The sequence below is a fragment of the Streptomyces sp. NPDC091287 genome, assembly GCF_044768525.1.
Classification (GTDB): Bacteria; Actinomycetota; Actinomycetes; order Streptomycetales; family Streptomycetaceae; genus Streptomyces.
On the sequence record NZ_JBIVUV010000022.1, the window covers coordinates 165766 to 178915 of the forward strand.

At 69.3% G+C, this 13150-nt stretch carries 11 protein-coding genes and 3 pseudogenes; 6 read left to right on the forward strand and 8 right to left on the reverse strand.

All coding sequences use genetic code 11. The features are described 5' to 3' along the window. The 5 genes from ACIQRW_RS32310 (at position 1) to ACIQRW_RS32330 (ending at position 4544) form a co-directional block, all read left to right on the forward strand. Positions 1 to 1002: an ABC transporter ATP-binding protein gene (locus ACIQRW_RS32310; RefSeq protein WP_403767149.1), complete on the forward strand. Its 1002-nt coding sequence runs from the start codon at positions 1 to 3 to the stop codon at positions 1000 to 1002. Continuing rightward, complete coding sequence (locus ACIQRW_RS32315) at positions 999 to 1862, forward strand: ABC transporter ATP-binding protein (protein WP_403767151.1); 864 nt, start codon at positions 999 to 1001, stop codon at positions 1860 to 1862. Before ACIQRW_RS32310 ends, ACIQRW_RS32315 begins: the two co-directional genes overlap by 4 nt. Next, positions 1859 to 3043, forward strand: a complete 1185-nt coding sequence (locus ACIQRW_RS32320) for a P1 family peptidase (RefSeq protein ID WP_403767154.1) — start codon at positions 1859 to 1861, stop codon at positions 3041 to 3043. The genes ACIQRW_RS32315 and ACIQRW_RS32320 overlap by 4 nt, the downstream gene beginning before the upstream one ends. A gap of 43 nt (positions 3044 to 3086) precedes the next feature. Beyond that, positions 3087 to 3659 carry an NlpC/P60 family protein gene (locus ACIQRW_RS32325; RefSeq protein ID WP_403767157.1) on the forward strand — a complete coding sequence of 191 codons (573 nt, stop codon included), beginning with the start codon at positions 3087 to 3089 and terminating at the stop codon, positions 3657 to 3659. Between the two features lie 567 nt (positions 3660 to 4226). After that, a complete protein-coding gene (locus ACIQRW_RS32330) occupies positions 4227 to 4544 on the forward strand; it encodes an ATP-binding cassette domain-containing protein (RefSeq protein ID WP_403767160.1) in 318 nt (105 codons plus the stop codon). Between the two features lie 392 nt (positions 4545 to 4936). On the opposite strand, the pseudogene ACIQRW_RS32335 reads toward ACIQRW_RS32330, so the two are convergent. The 8 genes and pseudogenes from ACIQRW_RS32335 to ACIQRW_RS32370 form a co-directional block, all read right to left on the reverse strand. Continuing rightward, positions 4937 to 5056: pseudogene (locus ACIQRW_RS32335) on the reverse strand (integrase); the annotation flags it as partial. Positions 5057 to 5271: 215 nt separating this feature from the next. Next, complete coding sequence (locus ACIQRW_RS32340) at positions 5272 to 5760, reverse strand: hypothetical protein (protein WP_089116077.1); 489 nt, start codon at positions 5758 to 5760, stop codon at positions 5272 to 5274. A gap of 8 nt (positions 5761 to 5768) precedes the next feature. Next, on the reverse strand, positions 5769 to 7916 hold the full coding sequence (locus tag ACIQRW_RS32345; RefSeq protein WP_403767191.1) for an RHS repeat-associated core domain-containing protein: 2148 nt from the start codon (positions 7914 to 7916) through the stop codon (positions 5769 to 5771). A 66-nt stretch (positions 7917 to 7982) separates the two neighbouring features. Further along, positions 7983 to 8054: pseudogene (locus ACIQRW_RS32350) on the reverse strand (hypothetical protein); the annotation flags it as partial. Between the two features lie 58 nt (positions 8055 to 8112). Continuing rightward, positions 8113 to 10485 (reverse strand): annotated as a pseudogene (locus ACIQRW_RS32355) (putative T7SS-secreted protein); the annotation flags it as partial. 2 nt (positions 10486 to 10487) lie between these two features. After that, positions 10488 to 11141 carry a hypothetical protein gene (locus ACIQRW_RS32360; protein ID WP_097880973.1) on the reverse strand — a complete coding sequence of 218 codons (654 nt, stop codon included), beginning with the start codon at positions 11139 to 11141 and terminating at the stop codon, positions 10488 to 10490. Next, the gene (locus tag ACIQRW_RS32365) at positions 11138 to 11767 is read right to left on the reverse strand and encodes a hypothetical protein (RefSeq protein WP_403767163.1); all 630 of its coding nucleotides are present in this window, start codon (positions 11765 to 11767) and stop codon (positions 11138 to 11140) included. The genes ACIQRW_RS32360 and ACIQRW_RS32365 overlap by 4 nt, the downstream gene beginning before the upstream one ends. A gap of 354 nt (positions 11768 to 12121) precedes the next feature. After that, positions 12122 to 12244 (reverse strand): hypothetical protein, encoded by a 123-nt coding sequence (locus tag ACIQRW_RS32370; RefSeq protein WP_403767166.1) that lies wholly within the window; start codon positions 12242 to 12244, stop codon positions 12122 to 12124. Between the two features lie 415 nt (positions 12245 to 12659). Between ACIQRW_RS32370 and ACIQRW_RS32375 the strand changes: the two genes are divergently transcribed. Further along, positions 12660 to 13150 (forward strand): hypothetical protein (locus tag ACIQRW_RS32375; RefSeq protein ID WP_403767169.1); only part of this gene is annotated, 491 nt, incomplete at its 3' end.

Here is a 13150-nt window from a genome sequence, read left to right on the forward strand (position 1 = left end):
ATGAACCAGACCGCACACGAGCCGCTGCTGGACATCCGGCGGATGACGCTCTTCCTGCCGGCCGGGCGAGCAGCCCGTCCCGTCCTGGACCGCGTCGATCTCACCGTGCTGCCCGGGCAGACCGTCGGGCTGGTGGGCGAGTCGGGTTCCGGCAAATCCGTCACCTGCCGCGCGGCCCTCGGGCTGTTTCCCCGAGGCGCTCAGGTCAGTGGCTCCGTACGGGTGGGGAGCCACGAGCTGCTCACGATGAGACCCCGCGAACTGCGGCGGGTGCGAGCCCGCGAGGCCGCCATGGTGTTCCAGGATCCGCGCTCCTCGATCAACCCGCTGCGCCCCGTCGGGGACTTCCTCACCGAGGGACTGCGCAGTCACGACCGGCTGAGCCGGACCGAAGCCATGACCGCTGCGGCCGAACTGCTGGCCACGGTCGGCCTGCGCGAACCGCGCGCAGCACTGCGGAAGTACGCGCACGAGTTCTCCGGAGGGATGCTCCAGCGCGTCATGATCGCAGCAGCCCTCGCCTGCCGGCCACGGCTCCTGCTCGCGGACGAGCCCACCACCGCCCTCGACGTCTCCATCCAGGCCGAGGTCATCGCCCTGCTCGCAAAGCTGCGTACCGAACGAGACCTCGGCCTGCTGTTCGTCACCCACGACCTCGATCTCGCCGCCGCCATCTGCGACGACATCTACGTGATGTACGCGGGCCGGATCGTCGAACACGCACCCGCGGCCCGGCTGTTCCACTCCCCCCGCCACCCCTACACCGCGGCGCTCCTCGCGTCCCGGCCCCGCCTGGACCGTCACTCCGACCGGCTCACCGCGGTTCGCGGACGTCCTCTCGGCCTCGACGAGACCACCCCGGGCTGCGCCTTCGCCCCGCGATGCGACCGCGCCACCGATGCCTGCCGCGCCGGCCGCGTCCCTTTGGCTCCCACCACCCGAGAACCGTCCGATCCGGGCCAGGTCGCCTGCCGGCACCCCCTGGAGGTGAGCGCTCCATGAGCACGCCGCTGCTGGCCGTAGACGGCCTGCGGAAGAACTTCGGTGACCTGCGGGCCCTTGATGACGTCAGCCTGCACATACCGCCCGGCGGCTCCCTCGGGATCGTCGGAGAGTCGGGCTCCGGCAAGACGACGCTGGCCCGCCTCCTGCTGGGCCTGGACCAGCCCGACGCCGGGACCATCACCTTCGACGGAGCACCCCGCACGAGGGTCCACCGACCGAGGAAAGCCGTCCGGCTCGAGCGTGCCCGCCAGATCCAGATGGTCTTCCAGGACCCCTACCTCTCCCTCGACCCGCGGATCACCGTCCACGCGACACTGGCGGAGGTCCTGCGCCTTCACCGCACCAGCGGAGCCGAAGCAGCCCGGCGGATCTCCTCACTGCTCGACCTCGTGGGACTCGGCACCCGGGAGTCGGCCGCGCTGCCCCGCGAGCTGTCCGGCGGGCAACGCCAACGGGTCGCCATCGCCCGCGCGCTCGCCGCACGGCCGCAGCTGCTGATCCTCGACGAGGCCGTCGCCGCGCTCGACGTCTCCGTCCAGGCCCAGATCCTCAACCTGCTGGCCGACATCCGCGAGGCCACACGGATCGGATACCTGTTCATCAGCCACGACCTCGCCGTCGTCGCACACATCACCGACACGGTCGCCGTCATGCGGCACGGCTCCATCGTCGAGACGGGGCCGACCCGGCAGATCCTGCGCACCCCCGCCCACCCCTACACCAGGCTGCTGCGTGCCTCCGTCCCGCGCCCGGGCTGGGACCTCCACGACATCGCCGCGGCCCGCGCCGCACTCGACACCCCAGCGCCGCCGGTGCCCAGCACCCGCCGGCCCCTGACGAAGGGCCCCACCACATGACCACACCCACCACACCTCACGTCCCCCGAGCCGACCCGCACCGCACCACCCCTTCGGGACTTCTGCGCGCCCGCGGGCTCGGCATACCCTTCGCCGGAGCACCGGGCACCAGCAACGCTCTCACCGACGTGCCCGGCGTTCAGGTGGGATACGTCACGGTGATCGACGGCAACGGGCCCTTGGAGACCGGGAGAGGCCCGGTCCGCACCGGGGTCACCGCCATCCTTCCGCGCGGAAGGGAGGGCCTCGACCAGCCGTGCGCGGCCGGGACCAGCGTCCTCAACGGCAACGGTGAGATGACCGGCACCGCATGGATCAACGAAATCGGCGCACTGACCACCCCGATTCTGCTGACCAACTCGCATGCCGTCGGCGCCTGCCACCGCGGCGCTATCGACTGGCTGAACACCGCACGTCCGGATTTGCGCGACCGGTGGCACACGCCCGTGGTCGCCGAAACGTACGACGGCTACCTGAACGACATCAACGGTGACCACATCACCACAGCCCTCGCACGCCGAGCCCTCGACGCAGCCACCGGCGGTGCGATCGAGGAAGGATCCGTCGGCGGCGGCACCGGCATGAGCTGCTACGGCTACAAGGGCGGAACCGGAACCGCATCCCGTCTGATCAGCCACGCCGACGTCACCTACACCGTCGCCGTCCTCGTCCAGGCGAACTTCGGCGCCCGCCGCGAACTGACCCTGGCCGGCATCCCCCTGGGCCGGCACCTGCGCGGCGACGACCCCCTTGGCGCGCCCCGGTCCCCCATCCCCGCCGGAGCCGGTTCCGTCATCGTCACCGTCGCCACCGACGCCCCCCTGCTGCCCGGCCAATGCGCGGCCCTCGCCCGTCGCGTCCCGCTCGGCCTGGCCCGCTCCGGCACCACCGGCTCCCACTTCTCCGGCGACCTGTTCCTCGCCTTCTCCACCGCCAACCCCCACGCCCTGACCAGCCGCTACCCGACCGGCGAACAGGCAGAGCGGCTCCAGTCCCTCTGCTTCGTCCCCTGGGGCGACATGGACCGGCTGTTCGACGCCACCGTGCAGGGCGTCGAAGAAGCCGTCGCCGACGCCCTCGTCGCCAACACCCCCATGACCGGCCGGGACGGGCATCACCTGCCCGCCCTGCCCCACCAGCAGGTCCTCGACCTCCTGCGTGAACACCACGCCGCCGGCTGAACCTCCTCCAACCCGCCGGCCCGCTTCCCACAAGGAGTGATCCATGCCCCACACCGGCTCCAACGCCCTACGGCGACGGCGCAGCGCCATCACCGTACTCACCGCCTTCGCCGCCCTCTCCGGCGTCCTCGCCGCCCCCGCTTCCGCCGCCCCGACTTCGGCGGCCGCCACCACGGACGCGCAGGCCGCCGGGGTCCGCCAGGCGGTCGTGAACGCCGCCAAGGCCTATCTCGGCACCCCCTACAAGCTTGAGTACGGCTGGACCTGCGGCACCGCACGAGTCGACTGCGAATGCCTCAACCGCCACGCCATCTGGGACGGCACCAAGGCCGCCACCGGCCGCGGACTCCAGCTCAACTACTGGCTCCAGGGACAGATCAACCAGGGCCGCCGCACCACCACACCCCGCCCCGGCGACCTCATCTTCTGGGACACCGACCCCAATGACGGCATCCGCTACGGCGGCGACCTCGACCACACCGGCGTCTACATCGGCAACGGCCAGGCCATCGACGCCAACGCCTACTACGGCCGCGTCAAGTACGACACCGTGACCCTCGGCGGCACCGAACGCGACCCCATCTACGTCGACGTCCTCACCCCCAACGGCTACTGACCCTCTTGAACCCGCGGCCCGCCGCTCCTCTGTCCAGCGGCGGGCCGTGCACCACCGCAAGGGGAGAGACTCCCGTGCCACCTGTGGACCAAGGACACCGCTCCCCTTTCGACCCTCACCACCGCATGCTCCGAGATGGCCGAACTCTCCGGACGGGTCCTTGAGTTAGTTCGTCTGCTGACTCCGATGAAGGGCAACCACGAATTCCTATCAACGAGTTGCACAAACCTGCGCGTATGACCTGGATTTGATCGCAGAAAGGTCACGTTCGCCTAGATGATCTTCCGCGTGGTCTGAACCGCGAGTGAAGGTTGGCCGTCCCCTCCGGGACGTAATCCCAAAGGGGACGGTGAGGCCGGTTCGGCCTCGCGAACGCCCACGGAGAGTGGACCGGGAAGAAGGGCGATGGCCTCTTCTTCCCGATCAAGTCGGTCAACGGGAGCACGAACGGTTCCGGCAGCGGCCCGACGCTGAGCGCCTCCCGCGTGCACATGTGGTGATCCGAAGCAGATCAGGGCCCGCACCGAACCCGGTGCGGGCTTTCCCCACCGTCAGAGAGCGCGCACCATGCCCATCGGCTTCCACGCGGCCGCGTTCGGCTATCGCCGACGCAGCCCGGTCATCCGGGACTTCACCTTCGCCTTCCCGCCCGGCCGGACCGTGTTCCTCGGCCCCAACGGCGCCGGCAAGTCGACGGTCCTGTCCCTGGCCGCCTCCGTGCTGAGGCCGCAGACCGGCACCGTCGCCTACGGCAGACGCAGGACCGACCGGCGTAGCGACCTCGCCGAATACCGCCGGCGCATCGCGTGGCTGCCCCAGCACATCGAATCGGTTCCCCGGCTGACCGCCCGTGAACAAGTCGCCTATGTCGGCTGGTTGAGTTGAAGGGTATGAACCGCCGGAACGCCTGGGGCGCCTCGCTCGGAGCTCTGGAGCGCGTCGAACTCGCCGACATGGCCGACCAGAAGGTACGCCGGATGTCCGGTGGGCAGCAGCGCCGGGTCGGCGTCGCCCAGTCCCTGGTGCACCAGGCCGAAGTGCTTCTGCTCGACGAGCCGACCGTCGGCATGGACCCGCGCCGGCGACGCGTCTTCCACGAGATCCTCGGCGGCCTCGATCAGCACGTGCTGCTCTCCACCCACGACGTCGCGGACCTGGAGGACACCTACGACCACGTCGTCGTCCTCGACGGAGGAGTCATCCGCCACGCCGGTGCGGTACGCGACTTCCTCGCCCTGGCCCCGTCCGGCACCGCGCCGGGCCGCATCGCGGAGGCCGCCGAGCTTCAGCACCTTGCACGGATCTTCACCCCGCTTCGCCAGACCGTAGCCGGTGCTCCTCCCTATGGAGAGGATCTAGTTCGCCGTCTGCAGGTCCGCCGTGGGCGGCAAGGCCATCAGATAGTTACGGGTGAGGGCCACACCGTGGATCGCCCCAAGTTCCTGCGCCACCGCGCACGCCCATGTCGCCGGACACATCAACGATCTCGATCCGCAAGGTTCCACGCCGTCAACCGCTGGACCGGACACGGAAGGAGCGAGTACGCGCCGCGGCCGCCCCCGCCACACCGACGCGGAGCCGACCGGCTTCCCTCCGCGTCCGGTGACGAAGATCAGCTGTCCCTGAACGTGTCGTGGATCGCCCGGCGCACCGAACACGGTGTCTTCCGGTCGTCCGGGGCGTCCATTCCCAAGAGGGGGAGGTCGACCACAACCGTGTGAATCGACTTCCCGGAGTCTCGCTCGTTCCACCTGAGGATCGCTTCACCGGTTCGGGCCATCGCATGGTAGGCCGGGCTGACCTCTTCGAAGTCGGGGTGCACGGTCACCGTGCCGTCGGCTTCGCGCACCATCGGCAGCGAGGGCGGGACGATGATCAGGGACGGGAGGCCATCGTTGCGGAGGTTGTCGAGGATCTGAGCGACGTCGTTCCGGGGCGCGCCCCCGTAGCGTTCGAACGCGTAGATTCCCGCGATGCACAGTGCGTCGGCATCAACGGCGCGGGCAGAGGCCAGCCGGTACTCGACGTGGTCGTCCTCGGGCAGTACGGCTTGCCATACCGCGAGCGTCGGCTCGCGCAGGGTTGTGATCAGGAATTTCATGGAGACGCCTACTGAGGGATGGGCATGGAGGGGAGCACACGGACCCGGCCGATCTGGGCGATCTCGTCATTCGAGAGCGCCATTGGTGTGTCGACCTTTCCGCCCGCGTCGGCCAGGTGCTGAATATAGCTTTCCGGTCGGATCGCGTCGGTTCGGATGATTCCTCGCGTCAGGGTGTACGACCCTTCGTCACCGAACATGTGGTAGGCCTGACGCGCGTACGCGGCGGCGCCTTCCGGCGTACTGGAGAAGTACTTGACCTCAGCTCCGCCGAGATTCCGGTAGCGGCGCTGGCCGGCTTCCAGCAGGTCGCCGAGTTCGTTGTCCATGACCGCGCGGTAGACGTACTGCTCGCCCGGCTTGAGCTTGCGCTCCGCCGCCGCCTCAGCCGTCGGGCACATATCCGGGGCGAGGCCCGTACTGTCCGACCAGGTAAGCGGATTCGGCACGTAGGACGACGGGTTCGGGGCGGGCGTGAGCCCGAGAGGGTCCGGAGTGAGGTAGCGGGCGTTCTCCGGGTCGTAATGACGGAAGTAGTTGTAGTGCAGGCCTGTCTCGGGGTCGAAGTACTGGCCCGGGAAGCGCAGGGGGGTGTAAGTCGTCGCGTCCGCGTTCCAGGTTGTGGTGCCCCAGAGCGTGCTCTGCATGTACCAGGCGATCTCGCCGTCCAGTCCGACGAGTTCGCGAGGCGTGCCGACCAGGTCGGTGACGATCGCGAAGAATCGCGACGCGATGACGTCGTCCGGGGTGTCGGACGTGATGACACGTTCTGTCTGAGCCACGGGGTGGAGTCCCTGGTGGTCCCAGGTGAGAACCACCGCGTGCGGTGACCCGGATGTGTGCGTGGACTGCTCGCAGAGCGTGGTGCCGTCCCAGGTGAAGATGGCCTGCTCGACGACCGACTCGCCGTCGGCGCCCATCCGGAGTTTGGCCGTACGCCGCCCGAGAGGGTCGTAGGTGTAGCGCCACACGGTGCCGTCGGGCGTGATGGCCTGGACGAGTCGGTCCTCGGCATCCCACGAATAGCGCCAGGTCTCAGGTTTGCGGGAAAGCCGTGTCCGCTGTCGCAGCGTGGTCCGCCCGAGCGCGTCGTGTTCGTACCGGACTCGACCCGCCCGGGTGAGGAGGGTGCCGGTGTAGGTGCGCTCGCCGGTTTCCTCGTGGTGCGGATGGTGTTCAGGCCAGGTGGCGGATGTCTGGTTGCCCGCCGAGTCGTACACGTATGTCTCGGTCCAGTCCGCCGCACGGACGGCCGTGACCTGGCCGAGGGGGTCGAGTTCGAAGTGACGTGTGCCGGTGAGTCCGTCGTCGACCGAGGTGAGATGGCTGTCTGCGCGATAGCTGTAGACGCGGCTCTGTACGGTACGGCCCTCGTCACCCCGTACGAACTGGGCAGTGATTCGGCCCAGGGGGTCGAAGGTGTTCTCCAGAGTGGCGAACTGGCCGATTCTGCGCTTCAGTTCGCGGCCCGAAGCGTCGAACTCGTGGCGGATCGTTCCGCCCTCCGCAACGAGTGCGACGCGTCGGCCGGACTCGTCGTAGCTCCAGGTGGTGGTGGCGCCCGTAGGTGTGACGCGGGAAGCGGGCCGTCCCATGGCGTCGTAGGTGTAGCGCGTCTCCCGGCCGTCCACCGTCTCGGAGACGACGCGTCCGTGAGTGTCGCGGAGGATGGTAAGGAGACTGTCGGGGGCGCTGGCCTCGGCGAGCCGGTCGGTCACGTCGTAGGTGTACCGGGTGATCCGACCGTCCACGTCCTTCCGGACGACCTGTCCGATCGCGTCACGCTCGAAGGCCGTCGTGCGTCCGAGAGCGTCGGTGCGGGACGTGAGGCGACCAGCCGGGTCGTGTGTGTAGGTGACCGCGCGGCCGTCGAAATCGGTCTCGGATATGAGATCCCCGGCCGGGCCGTACACGTAGCGCCAGGTCAGGCCCTTCGGGTTGGTGACCCGGGTGAGGCGCAGCTCGCTGTCGTGTGCGAACTCGTGACGGCTCCCGTTGGGGTCGGTCCGTGCGCTCAGCAGGTCGAAGTGCGTGTACTCAAAGTGCGTGACGCCGGCGAGCTGGTCGGTGTATCGCGTGCAGTTGCCCTCGCCGTCGTAGTCCCAGGACTCGCCGGTCCCGTCCGGATGGGTCCGGCGAAGGAGTAGCCCGTCCACGGACCACTGCAAGCGCGTGGCCGCACCCGACGTATCGGTGATCACCGTCGGACGTCCGAAGGGATCGCGCTCGTAGCGGGTGGCGCCACCGCGTGGATCTGTGACCTCGACCGGCAGGCCCGACGTGTCGCAGCGCACGGTGGTGGCGCCCGCCCATCGGGTCGGTGACCGACGTCAGGCGCCCTGATGCGTCGTAGGTGAAGCGGGTGATGTTCCCGGCCGCGGTGGTGCTGGTGAGGCGGTTGCCCCGGTCATCGTACGTGTGCCGAGTCGTGCTGCCGTCGGTGCCGCGAACCCGGGAGGGCTTGCCGAACGCGGCGTACTCCACGGTGAAGGCGCGGCCGTCGGGGCGCTCCACGGACAGCATGTTGCCGGACTCGTCGTACGTGTAGGCCGTGCGGTGCCCCAGCGGATCGGTACGCGTCAGCACCCGTCCGAACCGGTCTCGCGTGAACCGCGTGACATGCCCCAACGGGTCCGTCTCGGCGATCACCTGGTCCGCGGCATCGATCAGATACCGGCGGGTGTGACCCTGGCCCGTCGTCGCTGTCGTGACGCGGTGGCCCGTCACGGGGTCCTTCTCGTCGTATGTCAGGCGCAGCGCCATGTGTCCGGCTTCACCGCCCTCGGCGATGCAGCGGTCCCGGTCGTCGTACACATAGGTGTATGAGCGGTCGTAGGAGTCGGTCCAGGAGGTGACGCGGCCGCGGTCGTCGTAGGCAAACGTGATGGCCGGCCCGGAGGAGTTGAAGACCTGGGTCAGGTCTCCGTTCTCGGAGTAGGCGTAGCGCTTGATCTCCTGGTCGCTGCCGTCTGGCGCGGCGCCGGCCAGGAAGAGGGTGGTGACGCGGTCGTCCTGGACGGTGAGGGTGAGGCGGTAGCCGCCGGAGGAGGTGACGGCGAGCGGGGTGCCGTCGGGGGTGTGCTCGAAGGTGATCCAGTTGCCGTTGCGGTCGTCGATCTGCTCGAGGACGGATCGGTCCGGGGTCTGGTCGGTGAAGTGCCAGGTGCGGCCCGTGTGCGCGTCCGAGATCGTGTAGCCCTCGTCGGTCCGGTCCAGGGGCCAGCGGCGGGTGCCGTGCGCGGGCAGGGTGGGCACACCGGGCGCGGGGTGGGGGTAGGTGAGGAGCAGGCCGTCCTCGGTGACGAAGATGACGCCCTCGGCGTCGATCTCCAGGCGCTGGTCGAGAGTGGACGTCCAGGAGGCACCGAACCAGCGGCCGAGCCGGGAACCCGATTCCAGGCGTCGGGTGAAGACCAGGGGGAGGGTGCCGGGCAGGGTGATATCGGTCTGCGGCAGGTACATCGTGCCGGTGACCAGGTCGACCGGGTCGCTGGGGTCGTTCTCGACCTTTTCCCGCGGGTTCTCGGTGTGCGGTTCCTTCGTCGCCGTCCTGCGCGCGGGAGTCCCGCCCTCGGGTATCGCCGCCCGCTCTGCGCCGCGCAGTCCGAGCCGGGTCCCGCTGCGCACGAGCCCTGCGCCCTTGGTGCCGATGAGCTCCGGGATGAGGCGACCGAGGAACTCGGAGGGGTCCTTCTTGAAGCCGTCGATGGCGGTGGTGACGATGCGTTCTGGGTGGGCAGCGGTGGAGGCGAGGCCGGAGAGCGTCATGGAGACGTTCTCCATGTAGGCCGCGGGGTGGGTGAGGTTGTAGGGGTCGGTGGGGTTGAGGCCGCGCGCGAAGTTGACCAGGCCGGCCGCGCCCTTCAGAACACCGCCTCCGAGGTGGGTGAGTTCGGTGTTGTAGGCCTGGTATCCGTCGACGAGATTGCTGCCGAGTCGGTCCAGCGGCGGAGGTTCGGCCGGGGCGTGCGCGAGGGCCGCCTTCACCTTGCTCTGGGCATCACCGGCAGCGGTGTTGCGCTGTTTCCGGGCCTCGGCGAGCGTCTCACGGGCCTTCTCGATGTCGGCCTTGCCAGGGTCCTGGAACGGCTCGGGCCGGGGGCCGGGGTCCTCGTTCGCCTTGATCTTCGCGTTGTAGGCGTCGACCCTCTTGTTGTACGCCTCAACCGCGTCCTCCGAGGCCTTCTTGCCCTTCTTGTAGAGCTCGACCGCGTCCTTGGCCTTGCCCTGCGCCCATTTGACCGTGTCGGCGTAGGTGTCGAGGGCGCCGGACGCTCTTTCACAGGCGTCGGCAGCCTGCGCCCACTTGGCGGGGTGGACACCGAACTTCTTCCGGAACGCGTCGCCACCCTCTCCGGCCCAGCCGGAGGAATCGACCTTACGCATACCGGAACTGACCTGATCGAACGCCCTGTGGAAATCCTTCAGGTGCTTGGCGGACGCGCGAATCCTGTCCGGATTGCCGTGGACGAGCTCGTTCGCCTCCTCGGTCTCGCCGAGCTGCTGCTCGCCAGGGGTAGCGCCGAGATCGGAGGCGACGTCGTCGCCCCAGTCCTCGACCGCGTCGGCCGCGCCGTCAGCGCCGACGTAGTCCAGGCCGTCACCGATCTTGTTCGTGGTCCAGTCGACGCCCTCACCGACGAGCTTCTTCCCGGCGTCGATGCCGTCCTCGATCTTGCCGAGGCCCGCATTGGCCTTGTCCTTGAGATCATCGAGTACCCCCACGGCTACTCACCCCCGTTCTGCTGCTCGGCCGCCTTCGCCCGCTCCTCGGGGGAAGGGCCGAAGGTTGAGTCGAGCCACTGGTCGTACTCGGCATCCGTCATACCGGCCGCGCCGTGCAGGTTCTCCGGGTTGAGGCCCATCGGGCCCACCGTGCGGGAGGTCATCACGTCCCGGCCCGCGTCCTTCCAGCCCTGCTCGCTGTTGGCCAGCGCCTGGTCGAAGGACTCCTTGCTGTAGTCCACGCCGCCGTAGGCGCCGGACTTCGCGATGTCGCCCCAGCCTTGCTTGGTGACCTCGTCCTCGGAGGCGTAAGGGTTGCCGATCGCAGCATTGGCGACGACCTTCAGGCTTCCTTCGACGTACTGCTCGGTCTCGTAGTACGTGCCCGCCGCCAGGCCCGTCTTGACGGCGAAGGCGTTGCCCTCGTTGACCAGCGAGCGCACGCCCCACTCCCAGCGCTTGCAGAACGACGTGAACTCAGCAGTGAGGCCCTCGTGTCCGAGCTCCAGGCCGGACAGCGCGATGTCCGAGAAGCCGCGCCCGGCACCGGCCTCCCCGACCATGCCGAGTTCCTTCAGCTCGGTCAGTGCCCCGGTCAGCCCCTTGGCGATCAGCCCGAGGCCGTCGGCCCTCAGATCCTTGCTCCCGCCGGTCATCGGCCCGCCCTCGCCTCGTCGCCCACCTCACGGTCGACCGCCGCCGCGTCCGGGACGATCCCCGTCACCGGAGGGAACACCATCCCGTCCGTCCCGTCCGCGCAGTCCAACGCCACCCCGCAGGGAACACCCGCCGCGGGCACCGCGACGTCCAGCAGCCGCGCACCCAGAACCGTGCGGTACGACCACTCGCGAGCGAACTCACCGCGAGCCTGCGCGTACCGGGCCAGGGCCTGTTCGTCGGAGAACGCCAGGATGAAGCGGATCCCGTTGAAGTCCGCCGTCAGCATCCCGCGCTCCTCCTCAGGGCCCGGCTCGTCACCCAGTGGCACCAGTACAGCGGTGCGGCGAAACTCGCCAAGGAGCCGGGCGAACTCCCGCTTACGGGCAACCACTTCGGGGTCATCGAGCAAGGCGCCGGGACCATCTATCTCCGCGCCGGGCGCCTCCGGAGCGGGCTCTTCACGTGTGGCCGACGCCGCTTCGCCGCCTCCGCCCGCGGCCTCCCCGGCTGTCTCGCGCGACGCCGACACCGACCGCCCCGGTCCGCTCATCTCCGCGTAGTCGGAGAGACGTGACCTTGGTGTGTTCTGCGGCTGGTCCGCCGCACCCCCGTGCTCCGTCATGCCAGACATCATGGGCACACCGCTTCGTGAACCACAACGTGCCTATGTCACACCCCTTGTCACTAAACCCGAGCCCGGGCGCGCATTCCGAGAGGTCGCCGCCTCGCCCTGCGTCATCACCGCACATGTGCGATGTCGTCCGCCAGGGGCAGCACGCGCCGCGCCAGCCGCTCGACCGGGCCGCCCGAGGGCTCCAGAGCAAGGGCGCGACGAGCGGCCTCGGCGGTTACTGGGTCGCAGGGGCCGACGCAGCGAGGACGGCGATGAACTGCTCGACGAGGCTGTCGCGGAGCTCGTCCAGCGGGGGCTGTTTTCCTCGTCCAGCCAGATCAGCGACGCACCTCCACTCGTTGCTCAGCGACGCCGGCAGCGCCTCGACAGCTTCCCCTCGGCTGTTGGGTGTTCGGTGATATCGGTCAGCCACGGGCGGATCGAGCCGTCGGCGGTGAAGTCGCGGCCTACCAGGTCGTCGTGCACCAGCGGACCCCTGCCACGCCTCTTGCCGAGACGCTCCACCAGCGGTTGTCCCGGCAGATCCGCCACGCAGTCCGATCGGCCATGACCGACCCCGCGCCGCGGGCCTCGTCAGCCCGGAATCTGTAGCCGAACTCGGGGGCCTCGCGATGGCCGTCGAACAGGGCGTTCGCGCGGTCCGCCTCAACGGACTCGGCGTCCTCCAGCGGCCGTCCGAGCCAGCGGCAGAAGGGCTGCCTTGCGAGCTTGAGGACCGGGCACGTGCCGGGCACCCCGTCCCTGGCATCTGCTTGAGCGCCGCACAAAAGCCGTAGCTGTCCTCAACCGGCCCGATGGACTCGCGGAACACTTCGGTAGAAGGCTTGGGAGCGACACGACCGGCTGCACTGGTGGTCTGCACAATCCGGAGCTGGCCGGCATGACCGAACCGATGCTGAACGCACTCGTCACGACGGCGTCCGCCACGGAGCGGTCCCGGTGTGCCAGCCCCTCCGCCAACCGCCGGATTACTCTGGCGGTGTTGCCGCTCAAGCAGAGATCGACCGCGCGGACGACGGCCAACCATCACCAGGATCCTAGCCAAACGTGGGCAGCGGGATGTTCCAGCGACGAGATGCTCGGCGCGTGTCGGGAGGCCGTGCGGCATGCCCCCAGCTGGGCGCCACGCGAGCGCGCCCAGGCGCTCGCCTCCATGGCGCAGGCCCTCATGCTGGCCACGAGGTTCACTGAGGCCGACGCCTACTGCCGCGACGCCCTGCGCGTCGCGGAGTCCTCCGGGAACCATCGCGTGCTGGCTCACGCTGCCACGACCCTTGGCGTCATCGAAGCCCTGTCCGGTCGCCAGACGTCCGGCATCGCGCGCCTGCGCAGTGCGACGCGAGCCGCGGATGCGCACGGCCTGCCCGAGGA

Excerpts from the sequence above, each read along its gene's own strand:
- ACIQRW_RS32340 (WP_089116077.1), bottom strand. The coding sequence starts at position 5,760 with ATGAAATTCCTGATCACAACCCTGCGCGAGCCGACGCTCGCGGTATGG.
- ACIQRW_RS32325 (WP_403767157.1), top strand. The coding sequence starts at position 3,087 with ATGCCCCACACCGGCTCCAACGCCCTACGGCGACGGCGCAGCGCCATC.
- ACIQRW_RS32315 (WP_403767151.1), top strand. The coding sequence starts at position 999 with ATGAGCACGCCGCTGCTGGCCGTAGACGGCCTGCGGAAGAACTTCGGT.
- ACIQRW_RS32320 (WP_403767154.1), top strand. The coding sequence starts at position 1,859 with ATGACCACACCCACCACACCTCACGTCCCCCGAGCCGACCCGCACCGC.
- ACIQRW_RS32310 (WP_403767149.1), top strand. The coding sequence starts at position 1 with ATGAACCAGACCGCACACGAGCCGCTGCTGGACATCCGGCGGATGACG.
- ACIQRW_RS32330 (WP_403767160.1), top strand. The coding sequence starts at position 4,227 with ATGCCCATCGGCTTCCACGCGGCCGCGTTCGGCTATCGCCGACGCAGC.
- ACIQRW_RS32360 (WP_097880973.1), bottom strand. The coding sequence starts at position 11,141 with ATGACCGGCGGGAGCAAGGATCTGAGGGCCGACGGCCTCGGGCTGATC.
- ACIQRW_RS32365 (WP_403767163.1), bottom strand. The coding sequence starts at position 11,767 with ATGACGGAGCACGGGGGTGCGGCGGACCAGCCGCAGAACACACCAAGG.